This window comes from Pedobacter sp. R20-19 (assembly GCF_000708265.2).
Lineage (GTDB): Bacteria > Bacteroidota > Bacteroidia > Sphingobacteriales > Sphingobacteriaceae > Pedobacter.
The window spans coordinates 310318-327788 of record NZ_JCKI01000004.1 but is presented as its reverse complement, the minus strand read 5'-3'; the positions used below and the strand labels follow the sequence as shown (position 1 = coordinate 327788).

At 35.4% G+C, this 17471-nt stretch carries 15 protein-coding genes; 8 read left to right on the top strand and 7 right to left on the bottom strand.

The window, feature by feature from the left end; translation table 11 throughout:
* Positions 1–66 precede the first annotated feature (66 nt).
* On the bottom strand, positions 67–582 hold the full coding sequence (locus AN34_RS11700; protein WP_029285570.1) for a hypothetical protein: 516 nt from the start codon (positions 580–582) through the stop codon (positions 67–69).
* 234 nt (positions 583–816) lie between these two features.
* The gene (locus AN34_RS11695; protein WP_029285568.1) at positions 817–1596 is read right to left on the bottom strand and encodes an S-adenosyl-l-methionine hydroxide adenosyltransferase family protein; all 780 of its coding nucleotides are present in this window, start codon (positions 1594–1596) and stop codon (positions 817–819) included.
* 103 nt (positions 1597–1699) lie between these two features.
* On the opposite strand from AN34_RS11695, the gene AN34_RS11690 reads away from it, so the two are divergent.
* From AN34_RS11690 to AN34_RS11675, 4 genes are all read left to right on the top strand, one after another.
* Complete coding sequence (locus tag AN34_RS11690; protein ID WP_029285566.1) at positions 1700–2659, top strand: PhoH family protein; 960 nt, start codon at positions 1700–1702, stop codon at positions 2657–2659.
* A gap of 104 nt (positions 2660–2763) precedes the next feature.
* Positions 2764–3708, top strand: a complete 945-nt coding sequence (locus AN34_RS11685) for a phosphoribosylaminoimidazolesuccinocarboxamide synthase (protein ID WP_029285564.1) — start codon at positions 2764–2766, stop codon at positions 3706–3708.
* Positions 3709–3748: 40 nt separating this feature from the next.
* Entirely contained in the window at positions 3749–4126 is a 378-nt protein-coding gene (locus AN34_RS11680) for an STAS domain-containing protein (protein WP_029285562.1), read from the top strand.
* A gap of 70 nt (positions 4127–4196) precedes the next feature.
* Positions 4197–5102: a ribonuclease Z gene (locus AN34_RS11675; protein WP_029285560.1), complete on the top strand. Its 906-nt coding sequence runs from the start codon at positions 4197–4199 to the stop codon at positions 5100–5102.
* A 274-nt stretch (positions 5103–5376) separates the two neighbouring features.
* On the opposite strand, the gene AN34_RS11670 is transcribed toward AN34_RS11675, so the two are convergent.
* From AN34_RS11670 to AN34_RS11660, 3 genes are all read right to left on the bottom strand, one after another.
* Positions 5377–6330, bottom strand: coding sequence for an MlaD family protein (locus AN34_RS11670; RefSeq protein WP_029285558.1), 954 nt, complete (start codon positions 6328–6330; stop codon positions 5377–5379).
* A gap of 168 nt (positions 6331–6498) precedes the next feature.
* The gene (locus AN34_RS11665) at positions 6499–7278 is read right to left on the bottom strand and encodes an N-acetylmuramoyl-L-alanine amidase (protein ID WP_029285556.1); all 780 of its coding nucleotides are present in this window, start codon (positions 7276–7278) and stop codon (positions 6499–6501) included.
* A 10-nt stretch (positions 7279–7288) separates the two neighbouring features.
* Positions 7289–8152, bottom strand: a complete 864-nt coding sequence (locus tag AN34_RS11660; protein WP_036677073.1) for an N-acetylmuramoyl-L-alanine amidase — start codon at positions 8150–8152, stop codon at positions 7289–7291.
* A gap of 74 nt (positions 8153–8226) precedes the next feature.
* On the opposite strand from AN34_RS11660, the gene AN34_RS11655 reads away from it, so the two are divergent.
* The 4 genes from AN34_RS11655 (at position 8227) to trxA (ending at position 13963) form a co-directional block, all read left to right on the top strand.
* Positions 8227–10923 carry a putative LPS assembly protein LptD gene (locus AN34_RS11655; protein ID WP_029285552.1) on the top strand — a complete coding sequence of 899 codons (2697 nt, stop codon included), beginning with the start codon at positions 8227–8229 and terminating at the stop codon, positions 10921–10923.
* A gap of 4 nt (positions 10924–10927) precedes the next feature.
* Positions 10928–12181 (top strand): competence/damage-inducible protein A, encoded by a 1254-nt coding sequence (locus tag AN34_RS11650; protein WP_029285550.1) that lies wholly within the window; start codon positions 10928–10930, stop codon positions 12179–12181.
* A gap of 47 nt (positions 12182–12228) precedes the next feature.
* A complete protein-coding gene (locus AN34_RS11645) occupies positions 12229–13569 on the top strand; it encodes a dihydrolipoamide acetyltransferase family protein (RefSeq protein ID WP_029285548.1) in 1341 nt (446 codons plus the stop codon).
* A gap of 97 nt (positions 13570–13666) precedes the next feature.
* The gene (gene trxA / locus AN34_RS11640; protein WP_029285546.1) at positions 13667–13963 is read left to right on the top strand and encodes a thioredoxin; all 297 of its coding nucleotides are present in this window, start codon (positions 13667–13669) and stop codon (positions 13961–13963) included.
* A gap of 2 nt (positions 13964–13965) precedes the next feature.
* On the opposite strand, the gene pdeM is transcribed toward trxA, so the two are convergent.
* Positions 13966–14604 carry a ligase-associated DNA damage response endonuclease PdeM gene (gene pdeM, locus AN34_RS11635; RefSeq protein WP_029285544.1) on the bottom strand — a complete coding sequence of 213 codons (639 nt, stop codon included), beginning with the start codon at positions 14602–14604 and terminating at the stop codon, positions 13966–13968.
* Between the two features lie 358 nt (positions 14605–14962).
* Positions 14963–17440, bottom strand: a complete 2478-nt coding sequence (locus AN34_RS11630) for a ligase-associated DNA damage response DEXH box helicase (protein ID WP_029285542.1) — start codon at positions 17438–17440, stop codon at positions 14963–14965.
* Between the last annotated feature and the right edge of the window lie 31 nt (positions 17441–17471).

Here is a 17471-nt window from a genome sequence, read left to right as displayed (position 1 = left end):
CTAAGCTTATTTGGATCTTTCTTATATAAACTTGGTAAAACCAACTTGTTTATTTTTACTAAAGCTTTAAATATTCCCTTTTTCATATTTTTGAATCTTCTTATTGTAGAAATAAAACACTGCTACCAGAGTTAGAATCAGCAAAATAATGATGTAAGTAGATATCCCGTCACTATTTTTATTAGATTCTTTTTGAAGTATTTCATTCTGATCTTGTAGCTTTTTAATGGTTTTCATATAGCCCTCAATCCTTTCCTGTGAATGATCGGCAACAGCAACTTTTTGCTGATTCTGTAGATCTTTATATTCCATTAATATTTTCAATTCTTTAAAAATGTTGTTATCCGTTAATACCACCTCACGCAGAATTTCATTAGAATTTTTAATATCTTTTTTAGTTTGCCAACCAAATATGCCGGTTCGTTGATTCAGGCTTTCATCGTACTGACCAAATTTTTCACTTCGCTCTGCCAGTAAAGCATTTACCTTTACACGTTGAGCTGCGTAAGTTGAAGTATCTTGCTGAGCTTTGGCTTGAATTTGAAGAAATAACAATAAGAGGAGATAGATGTATTTTTTCATGTATAATAAACGTGAAAAGAGTAGAGTTGTTTGAGGAGGAAAGTTCATTAGTTCATTTGCCACTAGTTTAATAGTTAGCACAATGGATAATAACCTTAGTAGAGGAGAATGTGACTCATTTGGCATTTTGCCTTCTGGTTTCGCTATTTAAGCTTTAGTCTTTCTGCTTTAATCTTTCTGCTTTAATCTTTCAGCTTTGGTCTTTTAGCTTTAGTCTTTTAGCTTTCAGCTCACTTAAGAATGAAACTCCACTCTAACAATATCACCAAGGTGCAAACCCAATAATCCACTGGCCTTACCTTTATTAATTGCAATTTCGAGGTGATTACTTATACCAAATAAGCAAAGTTTTTCACCTTCCTGTACTTCATTATAATGCCAGCTCAATTGTGTAATGGTTTCACTCTTTCGGAAATATAAAGTGAAATCTCGATTTTTCTGAATCCTTGTAAAAAGATCTTTAGTAATGTTGGTAATTACGTTACAAAAGGTATCGATATAAACCACACTTCCTCTAATGATATCACGCTCAATTACAGGGTGTAAAAGCATTTTTTGTTCAATTTGAGCTACAGGTAAACCAATGTCTTTTAATCGGCCACCCTTGGCCAGATGTGTAGCAGCTTTCACAAAAATATCTACCAATGGAAAGTGAAGATATTTTAAATCCTGCATGATATTGAGTTCAACTACATCTTCTGGAACATCATCAAAAAGTAGAGAAAATATGCCATTATCTGCACCCACAAAAAAGTGATCACGATGTTTGATGGCAATGTATTTGGTACTTTCACTATATACAGAATCTATCCCAATTAAGTGGACCGTATTCTTTGGAAAGTAAGGATAGGCATTCTTTAATACGAATGCAGCATAGGAAATATTAAATGAAGGAACTTCATGGGTGATATCAACCAAATTAACATTAGGCATAAGACTTAGCAGGCTACCTTTAAGGGCACTCTGGTAAAAATCTTTCGAACCTAAATCTGTTGTTAAAGTAATTATCCCCATTAAAAATTCATTATTATTGCTTATTCTTGTGTACAGGCCTAAGCGTCTGCAAATATTCAAATTTTAATTAATATACCCCGATAACTTTTTAAAATACTACAGTTTGAACGAATTAAAATTAACTCTGGATAGCGTAAATCCTGCTCACTTTTGGGGAGCAAATAATGAGAATTACGAAATGATTAAAGGTGCTTTCGCTAAGTTAAAGCTGGTAGCGAGAGGAAGTGAGATTAAGGTTCTCGGTGATGAACAGGAACTTAAGGCTTTTGAAGAAAAATTTAATCAGCTGGTGGCGCACCTGGAAAAATATAGCTCGTTAACTAATAATGATGTAGAATCTATATTAGGTGCCAAAGCAAATAATGTTGCAAAAAAAGATGTTGAACAGCCTACAGGTGGAGGCGGTGAGGTAATTGTATTTGGTAACAATGGGCTTTTGGTGAAAGCAAGGACTGCAAACCAACGCAGAATGGTGAGTAGCATTGCTAAAAATGATATTCTTTTTGCAATTGGCCCAGCCGGAACCGGAAAGACATATACTGCGGTGGCCTTAGCCGTTAGGGCATTAAAAAACAAAGAGATTAAACGCATAATATTAACCCGTCCGGCGGTTGAGGCAGGGGAGAACCTGGGCTTCTTGCCGGGAGATTTAAAAGAAAAAATTGACCCGTATTTACGTCCGCTTTACGATGCATTGGATGATATGATTCCTGCTGAGAAATTGAAATTCTACATCGAAAACCGCACGATTGAAATCGCACCTTTAGCATTTATGCGTGGCCGTACCTTAGATAATTGCTTTGTAATTTTAGATGAGGCACAGAATGCAACCGATATGCAATTAAAGATGTTTCTGACGCGTATGGGCCCAACCGCGAAATTTATTGTTACCGGTGATGTTACCCAGATCGATTTACCTAAAAAACAGATGTCAGGCTTGTTTAACGGCTTACGCATTTTGGAAGATATAAAGGGCATAGATATTATTTATTTAAGCGGTGAAGATGTGGTTCGCCATAAATTGGTGAAAGATATTCTGAAAGCCTACGGCGATATTCAATAGCTGAGTCCAAAGTCGGGAGTCTGTAGTCTTAAGTCAAAAACAACTTGGGACTATGGACTAAAGACTTTCGGACTTTCGGACTTTTTCCCTATTTTTATCCCCTCATGAAAGCACTAAAAGAAACCCACTTTAATTTCCCAAATCAGAGTAATTTTTACAAAGGTAAAGTACGTGATGTATATACCATAGCCGATAAATTAATGGTTATGGTGGTATCAGATCGCATCTCTGCCTTCGATGTTGTACTACCTGAAGCCATTCCTTTTAAGGGGCAGGTTTTGAATCAAATCGCTGCTAAATTTTTATCTGCTACGCAGGACATTGTTCCAAACTGGGTTTTAGATGTTCCGGATCCGATGGTTACCATTGGTTGTATTTGCGAACCTTTTAAAGTTGAAATGGTAATTAGAGGTTATTTAGCCGGACATGCCTGGCGGGAATATAGTGCCGGGAAACGTTCAGTTTGTGGCGTATCATTGCCAGATGGTTTAAAAGAAAACGACAAATTGCCACAACCCATTATCACGCCTACCACGAAAGCATCGGTTGGTCATGATGAGGATATTTCGAAGGAAGATATTTTAGCCAAAGGAATTGTTTCCATCTCTGATTATGAACAATTGGAAAAATATACTTTTGATTTATACCAGCGAGGGACTGAAATTGCAGCAAAAAGCGGATTAATTTTAGTGGATACGAAGTATGAATTTGGAAAGGCTGATGGAGTAATTTACCTAATAGATGAAATTCATACGCCAGATTCTTCACGCTATTTTTATGCAGAAGGTTACGAGGAGCGCCAAAAAACTGAAGAACCTCAGAAGCAACTTTCTAAAGAATTTGTAAGAAAGTGGTTAATTGAAAATGGTTTTCAAGGTAAAGAAGGCCAGGTGGTACCGGAAATGACTCCAGAAATTGTAAGTTCCATATCCGAACGTTATATTGAACTTTATGAACAGATTGTTGGTGAAGCTTTTATAAAAGCTGAAGCCGATGCCATTTCAGCACGTATTGAAGCTAATGTTTCAAACGCATTGCAAACACTTTAGAATTCGAATGAATTTTATACATTAGTAAAACAGAATAAAAATGAAATTTTCAGTAGATAAACACGATAAATACGTCACCTTAAAATTAGAAGAACCTAAGTTTACCAATGATAATGCTCCAGGTATTAAATCTGAATTGTATTTACTTAACGCAGAAGGGTTTAAAAATATTATTGTTGATTTAAGTGATGTAAAAGAATGTAATGATGCACAGGATCTCAGCTGCCTTTTGGTTGGTTACAGGCTTTGTAAATCTGCTGGTGGATTATTTATTGTAACCGGTATTAATGATCAGCTTGAACCTATTATCGAATTGTCAAACATATTTCAATCTGTAACGTTTGTTAATACAATAGAAGAGGCTACCGATTTCATCTTTATGGATGAATTGGAGAAAGAGTTCAGAGGCGATAAATAATAACGTTTTTTTTAATTAAAATATAGCCTCGTAGTTACTAAACCTACGAGGTTTTTTATATCATACCATGATGAAATTTGAAGTTACTATTCTTGGAAGTAGTTCGGCGACACCTGTGTTTAATAGGAATCCATCTGCGCAGCTTGTGAATTGTAATGAAAAATATTATCTGATTGATTGTGGAGAAGGAACGCAGCAACAGCTAACCAAGTATAATTTAAAGGCAGCAAGGATTGATCATATTTTTATCAGTCATCTGCATGGCGACCACTACTTCGGCTTAATTGGTTTACTATCCAGCCTCCACCTTAATGGACGAATCAAACCCATGCAAATTTTTGCACCTGGGCCACTTTTAGAGATTTTAGAAATTCAGTTTAAATACTCTGATACCAATTTAAGATACCCTATTGAGTTTTTTCCTATCGAGGCTGATGAATCAAAACAAATATTTGAAAACCAGGATTTGATTGTGAAAACAGTTGTATTAAATCACCGTATTCCAACCACAGGATTTGTTTTTCAGCAAAAACCAAGGCAACGTAAATTAATTAAAGAAAAAACTGAAGATATACCCATGGCCTATTATGCAGCCTTAAAAAAGGGAAAGGATGTAGAGCAGGCCAATGGCGAAATTCTTAGAAGTGAAGATTTTACAACACCTCCCGAACCACCAAGATCATATGCATATTGTTCAGATACCATGTATGATGAACGCTATTTTGAAACCATTAAAGGATGCGATACCTTATATCATGAGGCTACCTTCATGCATGAGCTCTTAGACAGGGCCAATGAAACACATCACACTACCGCAAAACAGGCGGGTGAAATTGCTAAAATAAACGGAGTTAATAAATTACTCATTGGTCACTTTTCATCTCGCTACAAAACACTTCAAATGCTTTTGGAAGAAACTCAATCAGTTTTTGAGAATACAGAATTAGCAGTAGAAGGCAGAACCTTTCAGCTTTAATTTATTACATTTTATGAAATGAATACTAAGCAGGAGAGGTAGGTCGTAAAATCTAGTTTACTAGAAAGTTCATTGCGCAGCGTTTACCGCTCAGTTAAATTCTATTACAAAGTTTTTCAATCTCAGGTATTTTCTGTTGATGCTTTTTATAATCTTTAGGAAATGTTTATGATTTCAAGTCATTCCTTTATTTACTAGTATTCGTACAGAAAATTTAAAACATAAAAAAAGCCTTGCAATATCAATTACAAGGCTTTAACATTTATAATGTTAATTACTTATCTTTTTTGTTTCCACCGCCAAACACGGAAAAGTGCACGTAACGTTTAGGATTGGCTTTTAAATCAATCATTAACTCATCAAGATTTTTTGAAGCACTATTTAGGTTATTATACATTTTATCATCATTTAATAATAAACCTAAACTTCCTTTGCCATCCTTAATTCCTGAAATTACACCTTGCAAATCTGCAATAGCATTGTTGGCATTGTCTAAAGTTTGTTTAAAGTTTGCTGCTGCAAACTTATCAGTCACTGTATTGATATTGGTAAGAATATCACTAATTTTTTTATTGTTGTTGTTAAGATTGGCTGTAATGCCTTCAACATTTTTAAAAATAGCCTCGATACGGGCACTTTCAGATCCCACTAAGCCATCAACTTTTTTTGATGTAGTTTCCAAAGAAGCAAGGGTTCCGGCAATACTATTGAAACTCTTATCTACATTTTTCTGAAAATTCGGATTTAAAATAGAATTAACGCTGCTCAAAATAGAATCCATTTTGCCGATAATTAATTCTGCTTTCTTTTGAACAGGCTGTACTTGTTCCATTAAACCTTTTTCTACGTTAGCATTTAAGGTAAAGCCATCTTCTGCAATTTTCTTTGAATTTCCAAGAGACATTACAATAGCCTTGCTCCCTAAAAGATCTGTACCTTCCAGGCGTGCAACACTATTTTCTGGAATGTCATATTTGCTATTGATGCTTAATGTCGCTAGAATTGTTCCACCTGGTTCTAATTGCAATTTAGCTACCCGACCAATTTGATAACCATTAATTAAAACCGGTTTAGATACAGTTAAACCATCAACACGTGTATATCTTGCGAATAAAGTAGTTTCACTGGAGAATATGGAATTCCCTTTTAAAAAGTTATATCCGATAATTAATAAAGCAATGGCGAATGCAGCTAAAATACCGACTTTGGTTTCGTTCTTAATTTTCATGTGTTTCTATTTATTGGCTGCAAATATGGTTTTAATTCAAAATCTGCATGAGCGCTATCATTTTTGTAGTGCAAAGGTATTATAATTACATAATGTTTGCACCAACGTTTTTGTTTGGTATTTGTTATAATTTTTTAAATACTATTCAATACCACTTATAATGCCAAACTAATCAATCTCTATATCTTTCTTATACTTCATTATTGCAGCAAGAATTGATTCGGCAATTTCATTTTGCCCACTATTGGAATTGATGTATTTTTCTTCTTCCTTATTGGAAATAAAACCAACCTCTGTTAATATTGCAGGCATTCCGCAACGCTGTAAAACTAAAACTCCTTGTTCCTTAACCCCTCTACTTTCTCTGTTATCTCGGTTGATGTAGCTGTTTTGTATCAGTTTTGCAAATTTAATGCTTTTATCTCTAAAAGTATTTTTCAATAGCGACATTAAAATGAATGTACCGGGTTTATTTGGATCATAACCATCATATTTACTTTTATAGTTTTTTTCCAATTTAATATCCGCATTTTCTCTAATAGCTGCATCCTGTTCTTTTAACCGATGAGAACCAGCAACCAGTGTTTCCGTACCTTTTACATGTTTATTTCCAGGTGGCATAGAATTACAATGCACAGAAATAAATAAATCAGCATTTGCATTATTGGCAATTTCAGCACGGCGATACAGATCAACATCTATATCCTTTGTTCGGGTGTATATTACCTTAATTCCAGGCATATCTTCCTGAAGTTTAGCACCAAGTTTCAAAGCAACTTTAAGTGCGATATCTTTTTCTTTTGAATAACTTCCAGAGGCGCCGGGTTTTCTTCCACCATGTCCGGGATCAATGACAATGGTTTTAATTTTATATCCTTGGGCAAATAAAATCTGAGCTGAAAAGAGTGTTAAGATAAAAACTGATGTTACTGCAAGTTTAATCTTCATTTATGGGATGTTAGAATGATGTTTCTGCTATGCGTTTATAATTTTTAATTGCTTTAATAATACCATCTACAATTTCTTTCTGACCTTCAGGTGAATTCATATAATCTTCTTCGTCTGGATTACTCACAAAACCAATCTCCGTTAAAACGGCTGGCATTGCGGCCCTTGCCAGTACTGCTAAGCTTTTTTCCTGTACACCACGATTAATTCTGCCTGCACTAACATATTCCTGTTGCAGCAATGATGCAAACTTCAAACTCCGGTCACGATTAGTTTGCTTCATTAATGAAAGCATAATGTCATTTTCAGGCGTATTAGCGATAAAACCTTCATAGTTTTTTTGATAATTATCCTCTAAAAACATCGCGGCATTTTCACGTTTGATTACTTCATCCTGCTCACCTAAACGCCCTGTTCCGGATACAAAAGTTTCTGTGCCTTTTGTTGAGGTACTTTTGGCAGCGATTGTTCTGTAAACAGGAACACTTCTTCCTTTTACTTTTTTATAATAATCTACTACACGTGATACCCTTACAGGCATATCATTTAAGTGAATGGAAATGAAAAGATCTGCTTTTGCATTATTGGCAATATTGATTCTTTCATAAAGTGGGATAAAAACATCTGTTTGTCTGGTGTATACCACCTTAATATCTTTTATACTATCCTGAAGTGCCTGACCTAAATTTAAGGCTGTTCTTAAAGCAACGTCTTTTTCTTTTGAATAAACACCGTGTGTAGCGCCGTCCTTGCCACCGTGGCCGGCATCTATTACAATTGTTTTAATTTTATATTCTTGTGCAATTGCTTGATTATCAATGGCATTATTAAGAACAAAATAAATAATAAATGTTAAAATGGTTTTAAGATACATCAATGGTATATTTTTCACTAATTTTGAACGTTTCTGATTAAACATCTGTGCAAAAATAACATTCAAATACGAATTTGAAACTTCTTAAGGGTTCTATTTTACTAATTTCTGTCATTTTATTAACACATGGTGTTAGTAAAGCTAACGCGTTTTCTCGTTTTTCATTGCAGCAAATCGTTCAACAAGATACTTCCAAAAAGGATACTTCAAAAAAAGTAGCCAAAAATAATAGTGGTCTTGATCAAAAAGTAGAGTACAAAGCAGACTCTGTAAAATTCAATAAAAACAAGAGTGTTGTTTATTTATACGGAAATGCAAGAGTGCTTTATGGCGACTTTGAATTAGATGCCGATTACATCCGATATGATTCAGATAAAAAAGTAATTTTTGCCAGCGGCAGAACAGATCCAAAAACAAATAAGTATGTAGGAAAGCCAATTTTTAAATCTGGTCCCGAAGGATCTGCAATAGCTGATTCTATATATTACAACTCAGAAACTACACGTGCAAAAGTATTTGGGGTATTTTCTGAACAGGAAGGCGGTTTCTTTTCCGGCGGACAAAGTAAAAAGCAAATTGATGATGAGTTGCACATTAAAAATGTAATGTACTCTACCTGTAATCTGCCACATCCACATTTTGGTTTAATGATTTCTAAGGGCGTTGTAACAGAAAAACAAATTATTACTGGCCCAGTTTACATGATCATTGAAGATATTCCAACCCCATTGGGATTGCCTTTTGCATTTTTTCCTAAACCCAATAAACGAACTTCAGGAATTATTTTGCCATCACCCGGAGAAGATGCCACACGAGGGTTTTTTCTTCAGAATGGAGGTTATTACCTTGGTTTAAATGATTACTGGGATGCCAAATTTTTAGGTAGTATTTATACCAACGGTTCTTATGAAACCAGTGTAAACTCACAATATATTAAACGATATAAATATTCGGGTAATATTGGTATTAACTATGCCAGCGTTAAAAATGGACTGGAAGGAACAGAAGCTTTCGATAATCCGAAAAAAGATTTTAGCATAAGGTGGTCACATTCTCAAAATGCTAATGCAAATCCTGGAACTACTTTTAGTGCGAGTGTAAATATCACTTCAAGCAGTTACTATAGAAATACGGCGGCCAATCAATCATACGATATCAGGGCAATAGCGAATAATACCACCAACAGTAGTATTAGTTATTCCAGAACGTTTTCTAATAATATGAACTACTCGTTATCGATGACGAGTAATCAAACTTTAAGTACCAGGGATGTTTCAATCAGATTACCTGAAGCAACTTTCAACGTACCGACTTTTAGTCCATTTGATTCTAAAACAAGGGTTGGTGAACAGAAATGGTATCAAAAAATTACTGTGGGATATGCTTTACAGGGAACCAATGCCATTGATACTAAGGATAGCTTATTGTTCCAGAATGATGGTTTGAAAAGATTGAAGTCTGGTTTCTCCCATAACATACCTATTAACATGTCATTCACTGCGCTAAAGTATCTAAACTTCTCTTTGGGTGGAACTTATAACGAGGTTTGGAATTTTCAAACCATTAGAAATCGTTATACTACTTTTGCTGATAATACTTATACAGTTAGATCTGACACAGTAAGTGGTTTTAAAAGGGCCGGTAGTTACAATCTTTCCACCAGCATGTCTACCAAAATTTATGGATTAAAAGTTTTTAAAAACCTGGGGAACATTAAGGCCTTAAGGCACGTTATGACCCCGAATGTATCTTTCAGTTATTCTCCTGATTTTACAAAGGCAGGTAGTGGACCATTTTTAGCGGCGGTTTCTGAAAATGAATTTGAAAGTGACGGGAGTAAGAAAATCATCAGAGATGCGAATGGTGTTCCCTTAACATATTCTATTTTTCAAGGAATGGCTTACCAGGGATCCTTTGCACCAAAAACTGCTTCGATTGGTTTCGGTGTTGATAATACCGTGGAATTAAAAGTAAAATCAAGTAAAGATACCACGGGAACGGGAGAGCGAAAAATCCCCATCATTCAGGGCTTAAGTATTAACGGATCCTATAATTTCTTAGCTACCAGAAATAAACTATCAACCCTTGGCTTTAGCGGACGTTCGCAATTCACAGATAAATTGGGGATAAACTATAATGGTACTTTTGATCCTTATGATTTAGAGGTATCAAGAGACTTGAGTAATAACGTTATCCGTAATGCGGATGGAAGTGCGGTTTACGTTAGAAGTAATAATTATTTACTAAAAAGGGGCAGGTTAGCCCGGTTAACTTCTATTGGTTTCTCATTCGATTATAGTTTGAATCCGGAGGCTTTAAAAAAGAAGAATGAAGCCAACGATAAATTAAACGAAACAGCTAAGCAAAAAGGTTTGTCTCCATTGCAATCAGAACAATTGGCAGCAATAAGCCGTGATCCAAATGCTTTTGTTGATTTTAATATTCCATGGAATTTTTCATTCTCTTATAGCTTTCAGTACTCAAATGATTTAGGTATAAGCAGAACCAGTAATACCTTAAACTTTAATGGCGATCTAAATCTTACTCCAAAATGGAAGGTTACTTTTAATTCAGGGTATGATTTTCAGAATAATGGTTTAACACCAATGAACATTGGTATTTATCGTGATTTGCATTGCTGGGATATGAGTGTAAACTGGGTGCCTTATGGTGCCTATAAAAGTTATTCATTAACACTTAAGGTAAAAGCATCGATACTGCAGGACTTGAAACTAAGCAAAAGACAGGGCTTTTATAATACTTATCAATAAAATTATGTTAGCGGAAATAATAACCATTGGTGATGAAATACTCATCGGTCAGATTGTTGATACCAATTCAGCCTGGATGGCAAAGCAACTCAATTTAATTGGCGTTTCAGTAAAACAAATTACATCGGTTTCTGATGATGAAGATCATATTCTAGCTTCACTTTCACAAGCCCAGGAACGTGCCGATCTGATTTTTATTACCGGAGGTTTAGGTCCAACAAAAGATGATATTACTAAAAAGACCATGGCAAAGTATTTTGGTATGGGTTTCCGAAGAGATGAAGGTGCGCTTGAAATGGTCACCTCTATTTTCAAAAAATATAACCGGCCATTACTTGATATTAATATTCAGCAAGCTGATGTTCCGGATGGTTGTGAAGTTATTGTAAATAAGAATGGTACGGCACCTTGTATGTGGTTTGAGCATCACGATAAAATTTTTATATCAATGCCAGGTGTTCCTTACGAGATGATGTATTTAATGGATGACGAAATTCTTCCAAGAATTAAATCAAAATTTACCTTGCCGTCAATCGTTCATAAAACTATTCTCACTGCTAATATTGGAGAATCATTTTTAGCTAAAGAAATCGAGGACATTGAAGATCAATTGCCTAAACATATTAAATTGGCCTACTTACCAAAACTAGGGCAAGTACGCTTGCGGTTATCAGCCAGTGGAGCTAATGAAATGGCTTTAAGCGCTGAGGTTGAATCTTATGCAAAACAGATTATGGAAAAAATTCCAAAATTTGTAGTGGTAGATGAAGATATTCCGTTTGAAAAAGCCATTCTTAATATCATGAAAAGTCGTGGCCTTACTTTATCTACCGCAGAAAGCTGTACGGGCGGATACATCGCCCATTTAATTACACAACATCCTGGTTGTTCATCAGTTTATTGGGGTGGGGCAGTAGCTTATGCTTATGAACTGAAAGAATCAATATTAGGGGTTAAGGAGCAAACATTAAATGCTTTTGGTGCAGTAAGCGAAGAGACTATTACTGAAATGGCTGAAGGAGCAATTAAACAATTTAAAACCGACTATTCTATTGCAGTAAGTGGAATTGCTGGGCCAGATGGTGGTACACCGGATAAACCAGTAGGTACAGTTTGGATTGCAGTATCAAATAAAAATAAAACGGTAGCTAAAGTATTTACTTTCAGCAATAAACGTATTCAAAACATAGAAAGATCAGCTGCATCTGCACTAACAATGCTTTTAAATCTACTTAAGGAAGACGGGTTGAAAGAATAAAAAACGTATTTTTGTCGCAATACCAATATAATATACTTTAATTTAATATGGCTCAATACGAATTATTGTTACCAAAAATGGGTGAGAGCGTTGCCGAAGCAACGGTAATTAAATGGGTAAAACAACCTGGTGATGCTATCGATTTAGACGATACCATTTTAGAAATTGCTACAGATAAGGTTGATTCTGAAGTTCCTTCGCCAGTTGCTGGTAAATTGGTTAAACAATTATTTCAAGAAAATGATGTCGCTCAGGTTGGCGATGTTATTGCCATTATTGAAACTCAAACTCCAAATGATATAAATGTTGAAGAAAGTATTACTGCTCCTTCAACACCTCAAGAAAAGGCCGAGCCTATTCCAGGGATTGCACAACTTACTGTAGAAGATCATAAATTACCACAATCTAATTTTTCTACTTCAGAACGCTTTTATTCTCCATTGGTTAAAAGTATTGCCACTCAGGAAAATATTTCTGTTTTAGAATTAAATGCCATTAAAGGTACAGGTGCAGATGGTCGTTTAAATAAAGATGATTTATTAAGTTACATCGCTAATAGAAATGGTGGACAGCAGGTTGAAAAAGCTGAAACACAAAGTGCACCTATCGAGAATAAGCCTACGGCAGCTCCAGTTATAACCCATATACCTAATAAAACATCAACAACGTCAGTTTCTGGTGTGGATGAAATTATAGAGATGGACAGAATGCGTAAACTGATTGCCGATCACATGGTGATGAGTAAAACAACATCTCCGCATGTCACTTCATTTGTTGAGGCTGATGTGACCAATATGGTTTTATGGCGTAATAAAGTAAAAAACAATTTCGAAAAGCGTGAAAATGAGAAAATAACCTTTACACCAATTTTTGTAGAGGCAGTTGCGAAAGCCATAAAAGATTTTCCTATGATTAATGTGTCCGTAAATGGAACACAAATTATTAAGAAACGTGATATTAATATTGGAATGGCTGCTGCCTTACCGAGTGGGAATTTGATTGTTCCGGTAATCAGAAATGCCGATCAGTTAAATTTGGTAGGTTTAACCAAAGCGGTTAATGATCTGGCTTTGCGTGCGAGGAATTCTAAATTGAAACCTGATGAAACACAGGGTGGAACATTTACACTCACCAATGTAGGTTCATTTGGAAATGTAATGGGTACGCCGATTATTAACCAGCCTCAGGTAGCTATTTTAGCTGTTGGTGCCATTAAAAAGAAGCCAGCAGTTTTAGAAACCGAGCATGGCGATGTTATTGCTATTCGGCATATGATGTTCCTTTCGCTTTCTTATGACCATAGAGTTGTTGATGGTTCATTAGGAGGGATGTTTGTGAGAAGAGTTGCAGATTATCTGGAAAACTGGGATTATAACAGAGAAATTTAATACATCTGAGATACAAAAGAAGTCAAGTTTTAGTTTGACTTCTTTCGTTTAAAACCAAATTAAACATCACTTGTTCTCTACTAAAAGTAATATAGTTATGGCTAAATTTTCAGAATTAATAAATGGCGATAAACCTGTATTGGTTGACTTTTTTGCTGAATGGTGTGGACCTTGTAAAATGATGAAGCCCATTCTGGAACAGTTAAAGTCTCAAGTTGGTGATTCAGTTTCCATTATTAAAGTTGATATTGATAAGAATCAAGCTGCAGCATCTGCTTATAGTGTTCAAAGTGTTCCAACGTTAATGCTGTTCAAAAATGGTAAGCAAGTTTGGCGTCAGAGTGGAGTTTTACAAGCTTCGCAATTGAAACAAATAATTGATGCACACGCATAATTTTATACCTCAACAACGGTATTGGGTGTCACGGCAAAAATCTGTTCATTTGTTTTAGGGTAGATATTGTAAAGGCCAGTAAATGTGCTGAATGCTGGTAATACTGCATATTCTTTCCCGAAATAGAAGCAAGGAAACTTTAGTCTTTGTTTTGCTTTTCCAACGATAGTAACCCCTGGATGGATATGTCCACTAATGGGGTACAATTCTTCTTCAGTACATTTAGGGGCATCATGAATAAAGCAGAAAGGACCAAGGCAATAACTCGTATCGTGTATATCAATATTCATTGAAGCATAATCTGCATTTGACAATCTATCATGGTTACCTTTTACAAGGAGGAAATTTAAATGCTGATAATCCTTTTGCCATTCTGAAAAGTCATCTATATCGGTATTTAAACCATGATGAAACATGTCTCCATTAATAAGTAAGGTTTTTGGATTATACTTTTCGATCAATGAACCTAATCGTTGCAAATCGTTTTGTGCAATAGTGGATGGAACCTGAACACCAGCAGATCTAAAATGTGCAGACTTGCCTAAATGCAAATCGCTAATGGCTAAAAGTTGATGGTTGGGTAAATATAAAGCCCTTTCTTTATCTAAAATTAGTTCTTCCCCGTGGCTTGTAATGGTCATTTGTATCTATAAAGTTTTACTACTACTATGTAGGAAATGTAAGTTGATGTAAGCGCATAGACTTCAAGCTTATATTTTCTTAGATGTCTTACATGGTTAAGATTAAATTAGGTTGTAACAGTTATCGGTTTGTATCTATAAAGTTTTACCATGTAAGAAACGTAAGTTCATTTAAGCGCATAGTCTTCAAACTTGTATTTTCTTAAATGTCTTAGATGGTCAAGATTAAATTCGGTTGTAATAGTTATTTATTTTTATCGGTTAAGTTTTATCATAAAAGAAATGTAAGTTCATTTAAGCGTATAGTCTTCAAACTTGTATTTTCTTAAATGTTTCATATAATCCAGGATAAATTAAATTATTTTATTTTCTCCGATTCTGCTTTCATTCTGGCAATGCGATGTTCTAATTCTTCAGAACTCATGTTTTCCCTCAAACTATCAACTTTAATTGGAAACGATAATGGTGTAAAACTTTTAGGATTTGTAATAATAACCTCGCTATTTTGAATTCTTTCCAAAGCTGCACCTAATCTGGGCTCTTCCAATTGCTGATAAAATACCTCATCGTAAGCCTGTCGCAAAAGTAAATTATGTTTATCATAATCACTAAAAACATTGAAAAACAAACCTGCAGATGACTGCAAGTGTTTATTCGCAACATATTTGCCTGGATAACCTTGAAATACCAATCCGGAAATACAAGCAATATCCCTGAATTTTCTTCTGGCCATTTCTGTTGAATTGATGCTTAAAGTAATATCTTCAGTTAAATTTTTTGGTGAGAAAACTTCATAAGCAATCGATTCATCCATTGGGATTTCTGTTTCACTAAGTAATTCAAAGCCATAGTCATTCATAGCGATAGAAAAACTGATTGGTAATAATTTACTTAGTCTGTAGGCTACCAATGCAGCTAAAACCTCATGTACCAGTCTTCCTTCAAAGGGGTATGCAAAAAGATGAAATCCCTCTTTATTATTGATCAGTTCAATTAATAATTCATCATTTCTAGGTACATGTGACCGCTTTTCCTGTAATAGAAATAGCGGATAAACAGAGTCTAATTCCTCATCCTGATGTGTTTTATCCAATGCTTCATTATATTTTTTTCTTAAAACCGATCCTAAATTGGATGATAAAGGTAGCCTGCCACCATTCCAGCTGGGTGATATGGCATTATGCTGCTTGCTGTTTCTAACAATTACCGTCATATCTTTGACATGTACAAATTCCAAAACACGACCTGCCAGACGAAAATTATCACCGGCTTTTAAACGAGTTACAAAATACTCTTCAACCATGCCAATGTAACCACCCGAAAGAAATTTAACCTTCAGCATGGCATCACTAACAATTGTGCCGATATGCAAACGGTGCCGCATAGCCAATTGCCGGCTCTTTACTTTCCAAAGGCCATCTTCATCTTTAGTAACCTTTTTAAACTCATTGTAAGCGCCTAAACTGTCACCACCTGATGTAATAAACTGCATCACCCAAGTCCATTCTTCAGGCAAAATTAATTTGAAAGCATGCGTATTTTTGATTTCTTCATAAATGATTTTATCATTAAAACCATCGCCGATGGCAAGGGTAACCAAATATTGTACTAAGGTATCAAAGACCATAATAAAAGGTTCTCTGCTTTCAATATTATTGGTTTTTGCTGCTTCCTTAATTGCAGCGGCTTCAACCAATTCCAGTGCATGGGTAGGCAGAAAATAGATCTTGGAAACTTCATTAGGTGAGTGTCCTGAACGGCCCGCACGTTGCAAAAACCTGGCTACACCTTTTGGCGATCCAACTTGCACAACGGTATCTACAGGTTTAAAATCTACGCCTAAATCTAAAGAAGAAGTTGCAATTACAGCCTTTAGCTGACCAGTATGTAAAGCATCTTCAATCCAGTTTCTCAACTCAAAATCTATAGATCCATGGTGAATTGCAATTCGGCCCGCCAATTCTGGTTCTATATTTAACAGATGCTGATACCACATCTCAGACTGGCCACGTGTGTTAATGAAAATTAAAGTCGTTTTACTTTTTTCAATAATGGGCAACAGCTTGTAGGCTAATTTTAAGCCCAAATGGCCGGCCCATGGTAAGGTTTCAATATCATCTGGCAGAATAGACTTAATTATAATTTTCTTTTCCAGATCGGCTTTTACAATAATTCTTTTTGCTTCCTCATTGGGCTCTAAAACATCCAGGGCCTCTTCTATATTTCCAATGGTTGCTGAAATTCCCCAGACTCTTAAAAATTGATTTTGTTCCAACTTCTGTAGTCCCTTTATTCTTGATACTGCAAGTTCTACCAACACGCCCCGTTTACTACCTAAAAGCTCATGCCATTCATCTGCAACAATACATTTCAGGTTTTTAAATAGGGTAGAGGAACCTTTCTGCGCGAGGAGTAAATGCAGACTTTCTGGTGTTATCAATAAAATTTCTGGCATTGATTTCTTTTGCTGAACTTTCTCTGCCTGTGATGTATCTCCATTTCTAACACCTACATGCCAGTCTAACTCAAGTTCAATTAAAGTTTCCCTCATGGCTCTTGCTAAATCTTTAGCCAGCGAACGTAGCGGTGTAATCCAGATTAATTGTAAACGATCTTTTGCCTTTTTATTACTAGCCTCTGATGCATTTAAAGCTTCGATGGCTACAGCTAAAAATAAAGAAAAAGTTTTTCCAAAACCAGTTGGAGCATTTACCAAACCACTATAGCCATTAAGATAATATTGCCAGGCATCTTCCTGAAATTTAAAAGGTTTACGCTTGTTTTGCTTAAGCCATGCTTTTATCTTTTTGTAACCTTTGGTTTTGGTTTGATCCATGTACAGTTTCGTATTTTATATTTTTTTCAGG

Excerpts from the sequence above, each read along its gene's own strand:
- AN34_RS11700 (WP_029285570.1), bottom strand. The coding sequence starts at position 582 with ATGAAAAAATACATCTATCTCCTCTTATTGTTATTTCTTCAAATTCAA.
- AN34_RS11695 (WP_029285568.1), bottom strand. The coding sequence starts at position 1,596 with ATGGGGATAATTACTTTAACAACAGATTTAGGTTCGAAAGATTTTTAC.
- AN34_RS11685 (WP_029285564.1), top strand. The coding sequence starts at position 2,764 with ATGAAAGCACTAAAAGAAACCCACTTTAATTTCCCAAATCAGAGTAAT.
- AN34_RS11680 (WP_029285562.1), top strand. The coding sequence starts at position 3,749 with ATGAAATTTTCAGTAGATAAACACGATAAATACGTCACCTTAAAATTA.
- AN34_RS11675 (WP_029285560.1), top strand. The coding sequence starts at position 4,197 with ATGAAATTTGAAGTTACTATTCTTGGAAGTAGTTCGGCGACACCTGTG.
- AN34_RS11670 (WP_029285558.1), bottom strand. The coding sequence starts at position 6,330 with ATGAAAATTAAGAACGAAACCAAAGTCGGTATTTTAGCTGCATTCGCC.
- AN34_RS11665 (WP_029285556.1), bottom strand. The coding sequence starts at position 7,278 with ATGAAGATTAAACTTGCAGTAACATCAGTTTTTATCTTAACACTCTTT.
- AN34_RS11660 (WP_036677073.1), bottom strand. The coding sequence starts at position 8,152 with ATGTATCTTAAAACCATTTTAACATTTATTATTTATTTTGTTCTTAAT.
- AN34_RS11650 (WP_029285550.1), top strand. The coding sequence starts at position 10,928 with ATGTTAGCGGAAATAATAACCATTGGTGATGAAATACTCATCGGTCAG.
- AN34_RS11645 (WP_029285548.1), top strand. The coding sequence starts at position 12,229 with ATGGCTCAATACGAATTATTGTTACCAAAAATGGGTGAGAGCGTTGCC.
- trxA (WP_029285546.1), top strand. The coding sequence starts at position 13,667 with ATGGCTAAATTTTCAGAATTAATAAATGGCGATAAACCTGTATTGGTT.
- pdeM (WP_029285544.1), bottom strand. The coding sequence starts at position 14,604 with ATGACCATTACAAGCCACGGGGAAGAACTAATTTTAGATAAAGAAAGG.
- AN34_RS11630 (WP_029285542.1), bottom strand. The coding sequence starts at position 17,440 with ATGGATCAAACCAAAACCAAAGGTTACAAAAAGATAAAAGCATGGCTT.